Origin of the sequence: Mycolicibacterium sphagni (assembly GCF_002250655.1) — a bacterium.
In the GTDB taxonomy this organism is placed as follows: Bacteria; Actinomycetota; Actinomycetes; order Mycobacteriales; family Mycobacteriaceae; genus Mycobacterium; species Mycobacterium sphagni.
Map to the genome: position 1 here is coordinate 109422 of NZ_NOZR01000008.1, position 16751 is coordinate 126172.

The window sequence follows — 16751 nt, forward strand, 5'->3', positions numbered from 1 at the left end:
CCTTACGCGTTCAGATCTTGGCGTTTCGGTCTCTGGCGAAGGGCGGGCCCCTGTTGTCGTACGGGCCCGCTATCGTAACGGCGGATTCACGCTGCGCGTAGGAAAATAACGCGATCAGCTTCAGGGTAAGGAGAACAAGATGGCCGAAAAAGTAAGCGACGTCAACGTTTACGTAAATGAAAAGGCGCTGTCGATTCTTGGATGGGAAGTCCAGGACTTCCGCGCCCGAGTCACCAGTGCCTGCTACGACGACGGTGACTGCTTCCACAAGATGGCCATTTCCGGAGTGTTTCGGTTCAACGACGACGATTGGACAGATTGCTTCGGGCACCGCGAGTATCCGCCTAGTCCGGTGATGATGCTGCGCTCACCGGCACTCTCAGCGTGGCCAGCCATTACCGCGCTGCACATGGAGAAGCCGACGCGTGGACGCACATCGCGAGTGGCTGCCAACGAGTTCTTTCTGAATAGCTATCAGGCAATCGACCATTCGGACCTCCGGATCGAGCTGACGGGATTCGACTCGATCCAGGCAAGCGGCTATGGATCCGAAATACCACTCGATGTACAACCGCTTCCAATCGAGATCCTGGACGAGTCAACGCAATCCAGCGTGCGGCTTCAGATTGAAGCGATCGACGCGTTCACACACAGGGCTGAGAACGAGGACCCGGCGAAGCGCTTAGGGCAAATCCGGCTCTCTGGTTGTGTTGAATTCGGCACGCCGGAAGACCTTCTGGCGGACTGGGTATCGACATGGCAACGCCCTATTGGGAAGACGCCCACGGTTGCCGACAAGGCACCATTTGCGCGACCCGCGCCGAGGTTCAGTTTCGAGATCCTCGACGAAACCGACTTCCTTCTTGAGCAGATCCGTGGCGATGTGTCGATCGATGTTCCCGTAGATAAGAACGGTCGCACTCCGTCCCGTGTGCCTCGGTGGCTCATTGACCTGTCGTTCGATCTCGGCGACTACTCCGCAAGTCCGAACCGCGTCATCGCGCGAATCCGATGACCGGCAACAGCGATAGGTTTGCGCTCATGGAGCATGGCGGTGCTGCCTTCGTGGTAGCTCCAAACTCGTCCCCCAACTGGCAATGCGGAGTGCAGGATTTCAGCAAGCGACAGTCGGCCGCACGGTGAATAGTGCGCCACTCAATTCTGGCCACTGTCCCTTCGAATCCTTCGTGATATTCACTTCGCCGACGATGCAACGCTCATCGTCCGGACTGATCTGGACGTAATGGCCGTTCGTCCTAATCGCTGGGGTCGAGAAGATCGGACTGGCCGAGTGGTCCAGCGCGAGACGGAGGTTCTTCTCCGTGACGCTCGGTAATTTGCGAGCCAGCGTCGCGACAAGATCATCCGAACAGCGATCGTCATGGAAGGCCGCGATCGTGCCGTCCACCACCTTCTCGCTGTACCGAATCGCATCGCGGGGACCGCGATTCGTGGCGTGCACCGTCAGACGAATCCCGAAGGCCATGTGGGGCGCAAGGGGGCGTTCCGCGGTGGAGACCAAGCCGGAAGCGATGGCCTCGCGAAGGGCGAACCAGACTGGTCGAGCCGAGCCGTCGTCTGGCAGCCGGCGTGGGATGCGGTCCCAGCTTGCGATCGTCTGGTCGGGTTGCCATCTGGTCCAAAACCCGCCTACCTCATACCGGTAATAGTGGAGGTGGCCGCCGACCAGCTCGATGGGAACCGGTGGCTTGGGCGGACACGATGTGCCGCGCTCGAACCGCAGCATGCTGACACCGCGCGGCATCGACTCGAGCGAGTTCGTAAACAGGCTGTTCTCGGGGTCGCCGCCGCCGGGATCAGTGGTGTCGTAGAAACCGGCCAATGGCACGCCGGGCGGAATGGTCAAGCGCGACAATGCCTGTTGAAGGTCGGATTTCAGTTCCTTCTGCCAAAGCTGACGCTCCATTCCCTCGAACTGGATGCGGTATCCGGACCAGACCTCGACCACAGTGCCGGTCGACTGAACGAAGAACGGGTTCATGCGCGTGTCAATCGCAACTACTGCAGGATCCGGTCAGCGATAACTGCATCCCGCAGCTGCAGAAGCCCGCCTCACGCCGTACATTGTCTGAGCGCTCGCCACCGGCACGCACCTGATTCGTCGGATGCTCCACGTACCACGTGCCCCTTCGGGAACTCGGCCGACAGACGGCGCCGTGGCCGGCGGCTTGAAGGCCTTCGTCCGCGGAGGTGAACCCGCTCGTGTACCCGTAGTAGATGTGCAAGTCGGGCAGGCCATCGCGGCGCTTCGCCATCACATGCGGCTTGCCGGAACTGTCCACGGCGCGGAACTCCGTGATGCCGATGGCGGTAGTGAGCCGCCGGATCAGCTCGTGGTTCTCCACGGGGATCCGCGCCTTCGCCAACGCCGCGAGTAGAGAATCCGAGGGGTTCGCTGGTTCTGTCATCGCTACGGAGGATAAGCGAAAGGTACGACACCGCGGTCGAGGTTCCCTGCCATGCTGTGGCCCACTGGGAATGCGCTGTTGATTGCAGGCTGGCGTCATCTGCTGCGCTGCGGCCGCCATTGTGTAGTAGCAGGGAAGCCTGGGCGGGCTGCCTTTACGGGTGCTCTGACGACGAACCGGGCCGGGACGAAAGCTCGGATCATGGGCTCCTCGATCGTAGGCTTCGTTACGGACCACCAAATGGGCCGCTACTGCTTGCTTCTGGATCCAAGACCTTGAGCTTTCGGCGTCGGCCGGGGTGGGTCAAGAATGGCTAACAAACCTGCGCCAGAGCGACCGGGTAAATGCAATCTGTGGTGGGGCAAGTTTTAGAAAAATGGGCTAGGACCGTGTCCAGTCATCAAATGATAGCAATCGCGTTGCCCGCGAGGGTATTTCAGCGCCACCTGATCTCTAGTGTGGCTGCGCAGGCCCTCGATTTCAGCATCCGGTGTGCAGGCCGCCGTGCGGCAAATCGAGCGCGTGAGCACGCCGGATAGCAGGCTTCAATTCCCAAACGAAGAAAGCACGCCCGACTCTGGCCGAGTCATGGCGTGCGCTCTTCGTGGGACGAGGCTATGCGGCGGCTGCGTTGCCGGACTGGGCGTTGACTCCCTCATCCGTTAGAAACCAGTTCCACCCGCCGTCGGTGCCAGTCTTCCGGGTACCTACGAGGTTGCGCATCGCATTGCGCGCCTTGCTGAGGTCGTTCTCCTTGAAGCCTTCGATGGCCCCCTGGGTGAGAAGGTCGCGGCTCGCAACTTCCCCATGGGCGTCGCCGTACGCTTGCACGTACGTCAAGATGAACTCTTGAGCGGGAGTGAGCTTTTCAGCCCGTCCCTTCCCCTTCTCGCCACTGTTCGCCGTCGCCAAGATTTCGGCGAGCGACCGGTCAGATACACCGAGAACGACGAGGCGACCGGTGTGGGCATCACCGTGTGGGGTCCCGACCGTCGCGGATTCGATGCGGTATCGGATTGAAGGCAGGTCAGACCGCCCGAGCGAGTTCTTCGACTGCGTCATCACGCATCCACCATCGAGCGACTCTGGGTCCCGACCGAACCCGAAGATCGCGCGCGGGACGTTCTTGAACGCTCCCGAACCGGTGATACGCGCGCTGATGTCGGAACCGGACCCCTTGTTCCAGTGCGCGATGCCCAAGATCACTGCCTTCGTGCGATCGGCGATCTTTGCCAGCGGGTCAAGCGCCTCACGAACTTCACGCTCACGGTGCGTGTCGATGCGATCACTCACCAGCGACATGAGCGGATCGAGAACGACCAGTGCAACATCGTGGTCGCTGATAGCGGCTTCGAACAAATCGTTGTCGTGCGGCAGGGACAGCGTGGCAGCGAGATCCTCGTCAGAGACCACCTCGAATCGTCCGATGCGCGCGAGGTCAGCACCGGCGGCCATCAGGCGCGGAACGAGAGTATGCGCCCACGAGTCCTCCACGGCCGCATAGAGAACCGTGCGTGGAGTTCCGAACCACGCGCCGTGCAGGCGACCGGTCGAGACGAGAGCCGCGATGGTGATGCCGAAGGAGGATTTGCCGACACCCTCCGGTCCGGCCGCGATGGCGATCGTCCCAGCAGCGATCCGCCCTGAAGATTCCGAAGATTCCGGACCGATGCCATCGGAATCTTCGGAACCTTCGTACAGCGGCTCAAGGCTTCCCGACCAAGCCCAGGTGACCGGCTCGGGTGCAATCGAGTCGGCCCAGGTGATGTGCACGCGCTTCACGGCTATGCCACTCCCTGGCCGCGCCGGGAGTTGCGCTCCTGTTCCGCGACCCACGCAAGTACGTCAGCGCGGCGATAGCGGATGCGACCACCCAGCCGAAACGATGCCGGCCCGCAGCCCGACGAGCGGTAGTAGCGCAGCGTGCCGACGGGAATGCCCAGCTCCGCCGACACCTCCGTCGTGCTCATCAGTACAACCTCGGATGTTGTTGACACAGTTCTCCTTAACCTCATAGCGCTTGACCTTCAAGCGTCTAGACGCCAAGGCTACCACTGTATTCCTGCGTCGCTTGAATCCAAAGCGCTCTGCGCATACACTGTGCTATGTGACCGCTCCCGATCCGTCCGTCCTCGCGGCAGTTGAGAACCAGCAATACGCCCGTGAGCTGCGCGAAAAGCTACCGCCCGAGGCCGCCGACCTATCGATCAACAACCTTGCACGGCGGCGCACGGCGCACGAGTCGTGGGAAAAGAGATTCGGCGAGGTCGTTCGCGGCTGGCGGTTGGACCGCAACTGGTCGCAAGAAGATGTAGTCGAGAAGCTCCGCTACGAGGGGTTCGAGATGCACCAGACGACCGTTGCCAAAATCGAGCGCGGGACGCGACCGCTGCGCGTCGCGGAGGCGACTGCGCTCGCAGAGGTCTTCGGCATGCCGGTCATGGCTGTCTTCGAGTTGTCGCTGCCCGGCGACGCACCGTGGTGGGCACCCGAAGGTCAATCGGAAACAGTTCGAAGGCGGCAGGAAATCTTGGACAAGGCTCGCCAAGAATCCGACGATGCCCGAGACAGGCTGTACTCCTCGGCGCAGGACTACGCCTACTGGCTGGGACAAGTAGAGAAGGTCGTTCTGTCAATGAATGAAGAAGGCGCAGAAGAGGTTCGCGATGACTCAGAAGCGTAACCGGCGCAGCGGTGTCGAAGATCGCTGGAGGCGCGCTGATGGTCTTCCGACTGCCCGCGCGGGGAAGGGTAAACGATGGATGGCCCGTTATGTGGACGAGCATGGGCGCGAGAACACCAAGTCATTCGGCCGACAAAGGGATGCGCAGGCGTGGCTGGATGAGATCGTTGCGGCTCAGGTGACCGGAACCTACGTCGCGCCCAAGGCCGGTCGCGTTTCGGTGGAAGACCTGCATGCGAAATGGATTGGCACTCAAGGACATTTGAAGCAAACGACAGTCGCGACACGCGCCTATACGTGGACTTGTCATGTGAAACCGCGTTGGGCGCATGTGGCTGTGGCTGACGTCGAGACTTCGGCGGTCCGGTTGTGGGTGCAAGATATGGCGACTGCGGGCGCTGGCCCAGCGACTGTCGAGAATGCGCTCAGCGTCTTACGACAGGTCTTGGCTCTGGCCGTCGAGGACCGCCGCTTGGCCCGCAATCCGTGTGCAGGGGTCAAGTCGCCCCGCCGCCAACATCGCCCGCGTGGCTATCTGTCCCACAACCAGGTCGAGTTACTTGCTGATGAGATGGGAGCGTACGGATCGGTGGTGAGGTTCCTCGCGTACACCGGTCTCAGGTGGGGCGAGATGGCAGCCCTGCGAGTCAACTCGTTCGACATGCTCCGTCGCCGGGTAATCGTCCGTGAGGCTGTCGCCGAAGTGAAAGGTCGGGTGGTTTGGTCAACGCCGAAATCGCATGAGCGCCGGTCAGTGCCATTCCCGCCCTTCTTGAGCCACGAAATCGCGGCTCTGATGGTCGGGAAGTCTCGTGAGGACTTGGTGTTCACCGCTCCCGATGGCGGCGTACTCCGAGTGTCGACCTTTCGACCGCGAACCTTCGCACCCGCCGTGCACCGGCTGATGGCAACGGTTCCGGGCTTCCCGAAAGTGACGCCGCACGACCTCAGGCATACTGCCGCCTCGCTTGCGATCAGCGGCGGCGCAAATCCCAAGGCGGTGCAGACGATGCTTGGTCATCAATCGGCTGTGCTGACGATGGACACCTATGCCGACCTATTTCCAGATGACTTGGAGCTCGTTTCCGCCGCGCTGGACAAGGCTCGCGAGGCGGCCCTGCAACGTACTGCGGACCAGCTGCGGACTGGCGCAGAAAAAGACCCCGACCAGAAATCTGGACCGGGGCCTCTTACCTGCCACAACTGGAGTCGGGGTGGCGGGATTCGAACCCACGACCTCTTCGTCCCGAACGAAGCGCGCTACCAAGCTGCGCCACACCCCGCGTGAAGCCACGACAGCGTATCGCACGTGACCCGTGAGAAGCCAAACGGCCTATCAGCCCAGGTGATCATCAAGTTCGCGCCGTGTCGGGGGATGGATCTGGGATGTCGGTGGCGTTATGCACACTGACGGCGAGACAGATACGCCGAGCAGTGAAAGGTGGAGCGGATGATGACCGCTTTGGGAGCCGTGGTGTACGGGGGATTCTTCCTGCTCGCAGCGCTTTGGCTGGTCGTGACCGGAGACTACGACGCGGTCGACGAGCCCGACCAGACCCAGCCGCAGGACCGTTCGAATTCGGCCAGCGCGCCGGCATACACGCTCGGGTCGAGGTTGTGAGCCGCTAACCAGTCGGCGTCGTAGTACGTGTCGGCGTAGCGGTCGCCGCTGTCGGCGATCAGGGTGACCACCGAGCCGCCCACGCCGGCCGCCACCATCTCGGCCAGCACGCCGAACGCACCCCAGACGTTGGTGCCCGTCGACGGGCCGACCCGGCGTCCCAGTACCCGTGAGACGTGATGCGCCGCGGCGATCGACGCCGAATCGGGCACGCTGACCATCCGGTCGACGATTTCGGGCAGGAACGACGGCTCTACCCGGGGGCGGCCGATGCCTTCGATCCGTGACGGTATCTCGGTGACGACGGGGCGGCCTTCGGCGTACGAAGGGAAGAATGCCGAGTTCTCCGGGTCGACCACACACAACTTGGTCTGGTGGCGCCGGTAGCGGATGTAGCGCCCCATCGTGGCGCTCGTGCCACCGGTGCCCGCCCCCACCACGATCCAGCTCGGGATCGGATGGCGTTCGGCGCTCATCTGCTCGTAGATCGACTCGGCGATGTTGTTGTTGCCCCGCCAGTCAGTGGCGCGCTCGGCGTTGGTGAACTGGTCCAGGTAGTGGCCGCCGGTTTCGTCGGCGATCCGCTGGGCTTCGGTATAGACGTCGCCGGGTTGGCCGACGAAGTGGCAGCGTCCGCCCTGCGCCTCGATCAGCTTGATCTTCGAGGCACTGGTGGAGGCGGTCATCACTGCGATGAACGGCAAGCCGAGCAGCGCTGCGAAATACGCCTCCGACACCGCCGTCGACCCCGAGGACGCCTCGACGACGGTGGTGCGCTCGTCGATCCGGCCGTTGCAGAGCCCATAGAGAAACAGTGAGCGCGCCAGCCGATGCTTGAGGCTGCCGGTGATGTGCGTGGATTCGTCCTTGAGGTACAGCGCGATGTCCGCGCCGCCACCCCATGACATCGGCAGCGGGTAACGCAACAGATGCGTGTCGGCGCTGCGACGGCTGTCCGCTTCGATCAGTCGAATGGCGTTGTCTACCCAGCCGCGGGGCTGGGGGTGGGCGGCGACGGTGGTCATCGCCGGTTGGGACAGCAGGCCGGGCTCACCGCATCGAGGCGGTCGGGCTGGAGCGCACCACGTTTCGGGTCTCGTCGTGCCCGCCGGTCGGCGAGGCCACCAGGGTCAGCAGGGTGGCCTCCGGGCGGCAGCAGAACCGGAACGGTGCGAACGGCCCGGTGCCGATGCCCGCCGACACGTGCAACGCGGTGTCAGCACCCCATCGGGAGGCGCCCTTGGCCCGGGACCGGTCCAGGTCGCAGTTGGTGACGATGGCTCCGTAGAACGGCAGGCATAGCTGCCCGCCGTGGGTGTGCCCCGCCATGATCAGTTGATAGCCGTCAGCGGCGAAGCGATCCAGCACCCGGGTATAGGGCGCATGGGTGACGCCGAGGGTGAGGTTGGCCGTCCGGTTGGCCGGGCCGGCGATGGTGTCGTAGCGGTCCCGACCCAGATGGGGGTCGTCGACGCCGGCGGCGGCGATCGTCAGGCCGGCAACCTCGAAGTCGCGCCGGTTGTGCGTCAGGTCCAGCCAGCCGCGTTCGGTGAACGCGGCTCGCAGGTCCTGCCACGGCAGCGGCTTGCCATGGACGCGACTGTCGCCGTCGTAGAGGTATTTGGCCGGGTTCTTCAGCTTCGGGGCGAAGTAGTCGTTGCTGCCGAAGACGAAGACGCCCGGCACCGAGAGCAGGTCACCGACCGCCTGCACCACCGCGGGCACCGCCTTGGGGTGCGACAGGTTGTCGCCGGTGTTGACCACCAGGTCGGGCTCCCAGCGGGCCAGGTCGCGCAGCCAGGCCTGCTTGTGCCGCTGCGTCGGGCGCATGTGGATATCGCTGAGGTGCAGCACGCGCAGCGGCGTGGAGCCCGGCGAGAGCACCGGCATGGTCACTTCGCGCACGACGAACGCGTTGCGCTCGATCACCGTGGCGTAGCCGAGCGCAAGCGCGGCCGAGCCGGCGGCCACGAGGGCGGACGACTTCACTGCGGACGGCACAGCCATAGCGGCCAGAATACTGGTAGCCGCAAACCTTCATTGGGTCGAGCATGTTGCGAAATCCTGACAATGCGCCCGCGTCACGGTGGCGGCGGTGCCGGCGGAGCCAGCAGCGGGACCGTAATCGGCGGTAGCCCGGGAATCTCGACGACCGTCTGGCCGAACGGGGCGCCGTCCAGACCCGGTATCGGCGGTGCACCCGGCGGCGGTGGCGGCGGTGCCGGCGGGATTCCGTTACTGACCTGGATGGTGATGATCGAGCCAGGGACGGTCTGCCCGGTGGGCGACGTGCCGACCACCTCGCCGGCGGGTGCCACGCTGTTGACCGGGTTCGCCTGGTCGGCGACCTGGAATCCGGCGTCTTTGAGCCGGTCCCGCGCTGAACCCTGCGGTAGGCCCGCGACACTGGGCACCCGCGAGCCGGGGGCGCCGTCGACGTAACGCGGATCGGTCGGTGGGAGTGCGATGTCGCCGAAGCTCTGGGCGATCGGCTTCATGGCGGTGAACCACGTCTTGGCGGGTTCGTTGCCGCCGTAGAGGTTTCCGTCGCCGCATTGCCGTAGCGGCCACGAGCACAGGTCCGACGGCGTGGGGGAATCGTCGTAGATGTATTCGGCCGCCGCGTAGTGGTTGGTGTAGCCGACAAAGCCCGACGAGCGGTGTGCCTCAGTGGTGCCGGTCTTGCCGGACACCGGCAGATTCCAGCCCGCCGAGCTGGCCGAGCCGGCCGCGGTGCCGCTGACCGCATCCTTGCTCAGCGCGTTGGACAGCGTGTTGGCCAGCCCCTCGGGTACGACCTGGTCGCAGGTCTCGGTGGTCACCGACACCTCGTTGCCATTGCGGTCGTAGAGCTTGTCGATCGGGTTCGGCGGGCACCATGTGCCACCGGAGGCCAGGGTGGCCGCCACATTGGACAACTCGAGCGCATTCACCTGAATCGGGCCCAGGGTGAACGAGCCGATGTTCTGCCGCTTGATGAAGTCGGCGAGACTCTCGTTGCTGTCCGGGTCGTAGGGGCGCGCGGTGCCCGGCTCGGCGTAGGAGCGTAGACCTAGCTTGACCGCCATATCGACAGTCCGCTGCACGCCCACCTGTGAGATGAGCTTGGCGAAGGCGGTATTCGGGGAGGTGGCCAGCGCGTCGGTGACGCTCATCGAGCCGCGATAATTACCCGCGTTCTGCACGCACCAGGTGTCTTTCGGGCAACCCTTGGCCCCACCGCTGCCCAGACCCTTGGCCTCGAACCGCACCGGGGCATCCAGATTGGCGCTGATGCCCATCCCCATATCGAGCGCGGCAGCCGTGGTGAAGATCTTGAAGATCGACCCGGCGCCGTCGCCGGCAAGCGAAAACGGTTGCGGCTGCATGGTTTCCCCGACCGCGGAGTTCAGTCCGTAGGTCCGGTTGCTGACCATCGCGACCACCGGGTGAGCGGTCTTACCGGGTAGCACGACGCTCATCACGCTCGCGATGCCCTGGATGTCGGGGGCGGCGAAGGTATCGACGGCTGACTTGACCGAGTTCTGGACGTCGGGGTCCAGCGTGGTCTTGATGAGGTAGCCACCCTTGGCGAGTTGGTCCTTACTGATACCGGCTCGGGCTAGAAACTCCTGTACGTAGTCGCAGAAGAACGCCCGGTCGCCGGCGGCGATACAGCCCCGCGGCAACTCGTTGGGCTGCGGCAGTATGCCCAGCGGCTGCTGCTTGGCGGCACGCAGCTCGTCGGCCTTGTCGGGCACGTTGTCGATCATCGTGTCGAGCACGAGATTGCGGCGGGCCAGCGCGCCGTCGGGGTTGGTATACGGGTTCAGGGTGCTCGTCGACTGCACCATCCCGGCCAGCAGTGCGGCCTGCTGCCAGTTGAGCTGCGAGGCGTCGACGCCGAAATAGGTCTGTGCGGCGTCCTGAATTCCGAAGGCGCCGTTGCCGAAGCTGACCAGGTTCAGATAGCGCGTCAGAATCTCCGGCTTGGTGAACGTCTTGTCGAGGGTGAGCGCCATCCGGATCTCACGCAGCTTGCGGGCCGGGGTGGTCTCCACGGCCGCGCGCTTCTCGGCGTCAGTCTGGGCGATCACCAGCAGCTGGTAGTTCTTCACATACTGCTGCTCGATGGTCGATCCACCGCGGGTGTCGAGGTCGCCGGAGGCATACCCGGCCAGCCCCGTCAGGGTGCCCTTCCAGTCGACACCGTTATGTTCGGCAAACCGCTTGTCCTCGATGGAGACGATTGCCAGTTTCATCGTGTCGGCGATTTTGTCGCTGGGGACCTCGAAGCGGCGCTGCGAGTAGAGCCACGCAATCGGGTTGCCCTTGGCGTCCACCATCGTCGTGACTGCGGGCACTTCGCCCTCAACCAGTTGGGCCGAGCCGTTGGCCACCACATCGGAGGCCCGGTTGGAAATCAGCCCGACGCCACCGACCACGGGAAACAGGAGCGCCGCAAGGATCACGCTGGCCAATAGGCAGCACCAGGCCAGCTTGATGATCGTGGCCCCGGCCGGCGGGCGTTCCGACATGGGTTACAGAGTAACTAGGCGCCGGAAGCTCTTGCGGGGCGTCCCCTCGCGGGCCGATCATATCGAAGGCTATTTACGGCGGGGTCAGAAAATGCCAGTTCATGATCGGTCTGCACGGTCGTCCCAAAAAACCTGAGATCTAACTGTTGCGCAAAAGATACCTGACCACCTAACTTAAACAGACAGTGCGATTCAGGTAACACTCGGAGTCGTGATGTGGCGTAGATCGCATACGCGGCCTACACCAGAAGATTGTTTAGCCGCGTGAGCGGCCGGACGAAGGGGATCGTCGGTGTCAGGTATTCGGACTGCTTGCCGCAAGCCAAGCGCAGCACTCTTGAATGGTTCAGTCCACGCAGCGGAAGGCGAAGCTCGGATTGCGTGGGTTTCGAGGGCTTTGTGCCGGTCAACGGACCCCGACGAGCTGTTTGTCCGCGGTGCGGCGCAGCGCAAAGCCGCGGTGATTTGTCGTCACTGCCCGGTGATGGCGGAGTGCGGCGCCGACGCGCTGGACAACCGGGTTGAGTTCGGTGTTTGGGGCGGCATGACCGAGCGTCAGCGCCGCGCTTTGCTCAAGCAGCACCCCGAGGTCGTGTCGTGGGCGGAATTCTTCGCCGCGCAGCGCAAGCACCGCAGCGTTAGCTAACTTTCGAGCCCCGGCGCCGGAGGCGCCAAGTCGGACCCCGACGGCTCATCGACCGCGTTCGTTATGCGGTCTCTCCCGTAATCTGATCGGCGATCGCCTGCAGGGCATCCAGATCGGACACGTCGAACGGCAGCGAGGGCACGCCGACCACCGGAACGTGCGGGTTGGCACCAGTGAATCGCGAAAGCAGCCGGATTTCCCGCTTGGCGGTCTGCGCCCGGTCGGCGTGAATTGTCAATACCGCTGCGGCGAGCTGGTCCCCGTTGTTGTCCTCGCTGGCTTCCAATGCCGCGACACCGTCGACGGCGCGTTCCACGGTCAGCTCGGACAGCGTCGGATGGGTCCGGTTGAGGATCAGCCCGGCCAGGGGCATGTTCTCCGCCGAGAGCCGATCGACGAAGAATGACGCCTCTCGAAGCGCGTCGGGCTCGGCCGCCGAGACCACCACGAACTGGGTGCCGCGCCGCTTGAGCAACTCGTAGGTGCGGTCGGCCTTCTCCCGGAAACCGCCGAACGTCGAATCCAGGGACTGGACGAACGCCGAAGCGTCCGAGAGCATCTGGGAACCCAGGATCGTCGACATGGCCTTCATCGCCAGCCCGACGACGCCGGTCACCAGCCGGCCGAAGCCGCGTCCTGGCGCCAGCAGCAGCCGCCAGAGCCGGCCGTCCATGAAACTGCCCAGCCGTTTGGGGGCGTCGAGGAAATCCAGCGCGTTGCGCGACGGCGGGGTGTCCACCACCACCAGGTCCCAGCGGTCCTGACCCAGGAGCTGGCCGAGCTTCTCCATGGCCATGTATTCCTGCGTGCCGGCCAGTGAGGTGGCCACCGTCTGATAGAACTGGTTGTCCAGAATCGCTTGGGCGCGATCGCTTCCCGAGTATTCGACGACCATCTCGTCGAACGTGCGGCGCATGTCGAGCATCATTGCGTGCAGCTCGCCGGACACCTCAGGAGCCAGTGGAACGCGCTGCGGCGAATTGCCAAGTTCCTTGATTCCCAACGCCTGTGCCAGCCGCTTGGCCGGGTCGATCGTCAGCACCACCACGCTGCGGCCGTATTCGGCTGCACGCAGGGCCATCGCCGCCGCGGTGGTGGTCTTGCCGACCCCGCCCGCGCCGCAGCACACCACGACCCGGTTGGACCTGTCTTCCAGTATCGACTTCATGTCGAGTGCTGGCGGTGCGCCACTCATCTACCTGACCCCTTGCTCTGCAAGCGTTTCCGCCAGTTCGTACAAACTTCCCAGATCCACGCCGTCGGCGATTGTCGGCAGCTCCAGCCGCGCGACCTTCAATTGATCAAGTTGCTCGGCGCTCTCGGTGCGGGCCCGGATGCGGCTGGCGTGCTCGATGGTCTCGGTCAGCAGTCCGGCGAAGTCGGCATCCGGCAAGGAGATTCCCACCCGGGCCAGTCCGGCACGCACCGCGTCGGCGTCGATGTCACCCTCGGCGGCCTTGGCGAGGTCGGCGGGCGGCAAGAACGGCGGAATGTTGCGGTTGACGATCACACTGCCGATGGGCAGGCCGAGCCCCTTGAGTTCCTCGATGGCCTCGATGGTCTCCTGGATGGGCAGCGCCTCCAGCAGGGTGACCAGATGGATCGCGGTCTGATCAGAATGCAGGAGCTTGACCACACCGTCGGCCTGTGAGTGCACCGGGCCGCCCTTGGCCAGGTCCGAGACAGCCTTGGTGACGTCGAGGAATCGGGCGATGCGCCCCGTCGGGGGAGAGTCGACCACGATCGCGTCGTAGGCCGGCTTCTTGTTGCGGTCCTGCCGCACCACCGACTCCTTGATCTTGCCGGTCAGCAACACGTCACGCAGGCCGGGTGCAATGGTCGTCGCGAACTCGATGGCGCCGATCCGGCGCATCGCCCGGCCGGCCAGACCCAGGTTGTAGAACATCTCGAGGTATTCCATGAACGCCGCCTCGATGTCGACGGCCAGCGCGTTGACGTGCCCGCCGCCCTCGGCTGTCGCGATCTTCAGTTCCTCGTAAGGCAACGGTGGCACGTCGAACAATTGCGCAATGCCTTGGCGCCCTTCAACTTCCACGAGAAGGACCTTGCGCCCTCCGGCGGCCAGTGTCAGTGCCAGCGCGGCGGCCACCGTGGTCTTACCGGTGCCGCCCTTGCCGGTCACAAAGTGCAAGCGGGCCTTGGTCAGCCGGGAAGGCCAGGCCAGGGAGCTGCCGTCGCTCGGTGTGGTCGCCATCAGAGCATGCTAGCCAAGCCCCTGCGGGCCCCTGCGGGATTGGTGCCGAGCGATAAGCTTCGGCCATGAGCCAACCGACCACATGGGAATACGCGACGGTGCCGTTGCTGACCCACGCGACCAAGCAAATCCTCGACCAGTGGGGCGCTGACGGCTGGGAACTGGTCGCGGTCCTGCCCGGCCCTACCGGAGAGCAGCACGTCGCTTACCTGAAGCGGCCTAAGTGAGCGCTTCCGGCGGGCAGGAGCGGAGCGACTCGGGGAAGGCCACCGCGCGACTCGCTGACCTCGGCCTGGCACTGCCAACGGTCGTCAAACCGCTGGCCGCCTACGTTCCGGCGGTGCGCACCGGCAATCTCGTCTACACCGCCGGACAGCTTCCCATCGAGGCGGGCAGCCTGATCCACACCGGCAAGGTCGGTGCCGACGTCGCCGCGGAAGACGCTCGCGACGCCGCTCGGCTGTGCGCGCTGAACGCCTTGGCCGCCATCGACGCGCTGGTGGGACTGGACAACGTGACCCAGGTGGTCAAGGTGGTCGGTTTCGTCGCATCGGCACCCGGCTTCACCGGTCAGCCCGGCGTCATCAACGGAGCCTCGGAGTTCCTCGGCGAGGTCTTCGGCGAGGCCGGCGCCCACGCGCGGTCGGCGGTCGGGGTGTCCGAGCTGCCGCTGGATGCTCCGGTGGAGATCGAGCTCATCGTCGAGGTCGCGTGAGCGACGATTGCGCCGAAGCGGCGTGATCGCCCATCCCGCCTACGGGATCCTGAGGCCGGTTACCGATACGGCCTCCGTCTTACTCTGCAACAACCCGAACATCATGACGCTGGACGGCACCAACACCTGGGTGCTCAAGGGTCCCGGTAGCGACGAGATGGTGATCGTCGACCCGGGCCCCGACGACGACGAACACATCGCCCGACTGGCCGCGCTCGGCAAGATCCCGCTGGTGCTGATCAGCCACAAGCACGAGGACCACACTGGTGGTATCGACAAGCTCGTGGACTTGACCGGCGCCACGGTCCGCTCGGTGGGCAGTGGGTTCCTGCGCGGCCTGGGCGGCCCGCTGACCGACGGCGAGGTCATCGACGCCGCCGGGCTGCGAATCACCGTGCTGGCTACCCCGGGCCACACCGCCGACTCGCTGTCGTTTCTGGTCGACGATGCGGTACTGACCGCCGACACCGTGCTCGGCAGGGGCACCACCGTCATCGACGACGAGGACGGCAGCCTCATCCAATACCTGGAATCACTGCGCCGGCTGCAGGGGTTGGGGCGGCGCACGGTGTTGCCCGGACACGGACCCGACCTCGACGACCTGGAAGCCGTGACCGCCATGTACCTGGCGCACCGCGAGGAGCGGCTCGACCAGGTGCGCCACGCCCTACAGGCGATCGGTGAGGACGCCACTGCCCGCCAAGTCGTCGAGCACGTCTATACCGACGTCGACGAGAAGCTATGGGACGCCGCCGAGAAATCGGTGCGCGCCCAACTCGACTACCTACGGAACTAGCGCGCGCGCCTTGCGAGACGTTCCGAGTCGCTGATCAGCACGCTCTTGCCCTCCAGGCGAATCCACCCGCGGTGGGCGAAGTCGGCCAGCGCCTTGTTCACCGTCTCGCGCGATGCACCCACCAGCTGGGCGATCTCCTCTTGGGTGAGGTCGTGGGTGACCCGCAGCGCGCCGCCCTCCTGCGTGCCGAAGCGCTGAGCCAGCTGCAGCAGCTGCTTGGCGACACGACCGGGGACGTCGGTGAAGATCAGATCGGCGAGATTGTTGTTGGTACGACGCAGGCGGCGGGCCAACACGCGGAGCAGCTGCTCGGCGATCTCAGGGCGGTCGGCGATCCATGCCCGCAGCGCGTCTCGGTCCATCGACACGGCGCGCACCTCGGTGATGGTGGTGGCGCTCGAGGTCCGCGGACCCGGGTCGAAAATCGACAGCTCGCCGAACATGTCCGACGGACCCATGATTGTCAGCAGGTTTTCCCGCCCGTCCGGGGAACGGCGCCCGATCTTCACCTTGCCGGAGATGATGATGTACAGCCGATCACCCGGCTCGCCTTCGGCGAAGACTGTGTGTCCACGCGGGAAGTCCACCGGCTGAAGCTGTTTGGTCAGCGCGGAAACCGCACTGGGTTCAACTCCCTGGAAGATTCCGGCCCTCGCCAGGATCTCGTCCACGTCGCCCCTCTTTAAACTCTTCGATGATGTGAAATGCGCAGGCCAGCTCTGTTGCTGGGCTTTGTCAGTCTAGTGGTTGCCGGTCTTTCGACGTGCCAACGCTACACACGATTGGCGTACTGAGTCCGGTGAAATTGCGGATTGGGCCGTGCGTGCGCAAACGGATGCGTGGGCAAACCGGGCTCGTCATCGCCGAGGCGGGAATGCACCTCGACGCGTCGATGCTGGGTTTCGGCCCTTGGCGTAGCCGGTGGAAGCGCCTTTCTGGCGGCCTGCTCCAGATATTTGGTGACGTCGTCGGCGGCGGCGCGCTCGGTGTCCAACGCCTCTTCAAGGCGCTGCAACCCGAAGGTCGAAAGCATCAAAAGCCCGGGGACACACACCGCGAGCAACCAGGTCACGGGGGTTAGTAAACACGCGCAAGGTCTCAGCGGGATTACAAATTGTCACCGGTCAGT

Annotated in this window: 17 protein-coding genes, 1 tRNA gene and 1 pseudogene; 7 read left to right on the forward strand and 12 right to left on the reverse strand. The window is 64.5% G+C overall.

Features of this window, described 5'->3' with window-relative positions; genetic code table 11:
• Window positions 1-139: 139 nt before the first annotated feature.
• On the forward strand, window positions 140-1015 hold the full coding sequence (locus CG716_RS11665) for a hypothetical protein (protein WP_133066925.1): 876 nt from the start codon (window positions 140-142) through the stop codon (window positions 1013-1015).
• Window positions 1016-1114: 99 nt separating this feature from the next.
• On the opposite strand, the gene CG716_RS11670 is transcribed toward CG716_RS11665, so the two are convergent.
• The 4 genes from CG716_RS11670 to CG716_RS11685 form a co-directional block, all read right to left on the reverse strand.
• A complete protein-coding gene (locus CG716_RS11670) occupies window positions 1115-2002 on the reverse strand; it encodes a hypothetical protein (RefSeq protein ID WP_094479623.1) in 888 nt (295 codons plus the stop codon).
• Window positions 2003-2009: 7 nt separating this feature from the next.
• Window positions 2010-2429, reverse strand: coding sequence for a hypothetical protein (locus CG716_RS11675; protein ID WP_094479625.1), 420 nt, complete (start codon window positions 2427-2429; stop codon window positions 2010-2012).
• 615 nt (window positions 2430-3044) lie between these two features.
• Complete coding sequence (locus CG716_RS11680; RefSeq protein WP_165774114.1) at window positions 3045-4211, reverse strand: AAA family ATPase; 1167 nt, start codon at window positions 4209-4211, stop codon at window positions 3045-3047.
• A 2-nt stretch (window positions 4212-4213) separates the two neighbouring features.
• A complete protein-coding gene (locus tag CG716_RS11685; RefSeq protein ID WP_094479629.1) occupies window positions 4214-4399 on the reverse strand; it encodes a helix-turn-helix transcriptional regulator in 186 nt (61 codons plus the stop codon).
• A 137-nt stretch (window positions 4400-4536) separates the two neighbouring features.
• Here CG716_RS11685 and CG716_RS11690 point away from each other — a divergent pair, with 137 nt between their 5' ends.
• Together CG716_RS11690 and CG716_RS31325 are read left to right on the forward strand one after the other, a co-directional pair.
• Window positions 4537-5112, forward strand: a complete 576-nt coding sequence (locus tag CG716_RS11690) for a helix-turn-helix transcriptional regulator (RefSeq protein ID WP_165774115.1) — start codon at window positions 4537-4539, stop codon at window positions 5110-5112.
• A 571-nt stretch (window positions 5113-5683) separates the two neighbouring features.
• A pseudogene (locus tag CG716_RS31325) lies at window positions 5684-6112 on the forward strand (tyrosine-type recombinase/integrase); the annotation flags it as partial.
• A gap of 209 nt (window positions 6113-6321) precedes the next feature.
• Here CG716_RS31325 and CG716_RS11700 read toward each other — a convergent pair.
• The 4 genes from CG716_RS11700 to ponA2 form a co-directional block, all read right to left on the reverse strand.
• Window positions 6322-6395: transfer RNA gene (locus tag CG716_RS11700), tRNA-Pro, on the reverse strand.
• Window positions 6396-6639: 244 nt separating this feature from the next.
• Complete coding sequence (gene cds1 / locus CG716_RS11705; RefSeq protein ID WP_094479633.1) at window positions 6640-7758, reverse strand: L-cysteine desulfhydrase Cds1; 1119 nt, start codon at window positions 7756-7758, stop codon at window positions 6640-6642.
• Window positions 7759-7783: 25 nt separating this feature from the next.
• The gene (locus CG716_RS11710) at window positions 7784-8740 is read right to left on the reverse strand and encodes a metallophosphoesterase (RefSeq protein ID WP_094479635.1); all 957 of its coding nucleotides are present in this window, start codon (window positions 8738-8740) and stop codon (window positions 7784-7786) included.
• 74 nt (window positions 8741-8814) lie between these two features.
• Window positions 8815-11250, reverse strand: coding sequence for a transglycosylase/D,D-transpeptidase PonA2 (gene ponA2, locus CG716_RS11715; protein ID WP_094479637.1), 2436 nt, complete (start codon window positions 11248-11250; stop codon window positions 8815-8817).
• A gap of 292 nt (window positions 11251-11542) precedes the next feature.
• On the opposite strand from ponA2, the gene CG716_RS11720 reads away from it, so the two are divergent.
• Complete coding sequence (locus CG716_RS11720; RefSeq protein ID WP_094479639.1) at window positions 11543-11896, forward strand: WhiB family transcriptional regulator; 354 nt, start codon at window positions 11543-11545, stop codon at window positions 11894-11896.
• A gap of 61 nt (window positions 11897-11957) precedes the next feature.
• Here CG716_RS11720 and bagB read toward each other — a convergent pair whose 3' ends face one another.
• A complete protein-coding gene (bagB, locus tag CG716_RS11725; protein ID WP_094479641.1) occupies window positions 11958-13091 on the reverse strand; it encodes an ATPase BagB in 1134 nt (377 codons plus the stop codon).
• Entirely contained in the window at window positions 13092-14114 is a 1023-nt protein-coding gene (gene bagA, locus CG716_RS11730) for an ATPase BagA (protein ID WP_094479643.1), read from the reverse strand.
• 62 nt (window positions 14115-14176) lie between these two features.
• Here bagA and CG716_RS11735 point away from each other — a divergent pair, with 62 nt between their 5' ends.
• From CG716_RS11735 to CG716_RS11745, 3 genes are read left to right on the forward strand one after another with little or no spacing between them, the layout of a single operon-like run.
• Window positions 14177-14338, forward strand: coding sequence for a Sp36 family protein (locus CG716_RS11735; RefSeq protein WP_005138621.1), 162 nt, complete (start codon window positions 14177-14179; stop codon window positions 14336-14338).
• Entirely contained in the window at window positions 14335-14826 is a 492-nt protein-coding gene (locus tag CG716_RS11740; protein WP_094479645.1) for a RidA family protein, read from the forward strand. Before CG716_RS11735 ends, CG716_RS11740 begins: the two co-directional genes overlap by 4 nt.
• A 25-nt stretch (window positions 14827-14851) precedes the next feature.
• On the forward strand, window positions 14852-15622 hold the full coding sequence (locus CG716_RS11745; protein ID WP_207760655.1) for an MBL fold metallo-hydrolase: 771 nt from the start codon (window positions 14852-14854) through the stop codon (window positions 15620-15622).
• On the opposite strand, the gene crp is transcribed toward CG716_RS11745, so the two are convergent.
• Both crp and CG716_RS11755 read right to left on the reverse strand, forming a co-directional pair.
• Entirely contained in the window at window positions 15619-16293 is a 675-nt protein-coding gene (gene crp, locus CG716_RS11750) for a cAMP-activated global transcriptional regulator CRP (RefSeq protein ID WP_005138643.1), read from the reverse strand. The two genes, CG716_RS11745 and crp, sit on opposite strands and share 4 nt — an antisense overlap.
• A gap of 101 nt (window positions 16294-16394) precedes the next feature.
• A complete protein-coding gene (locus CG716_RS11755; protein ID WP_094479649.1) occupies window positions 16395-16694 on the reverse strand; it encodes a hypothetical protein in 300 nt (99 codons plus the stop codon).
• Between the last annotated feature and the right edge of the window lie 57 nt (window positions 16695-16751).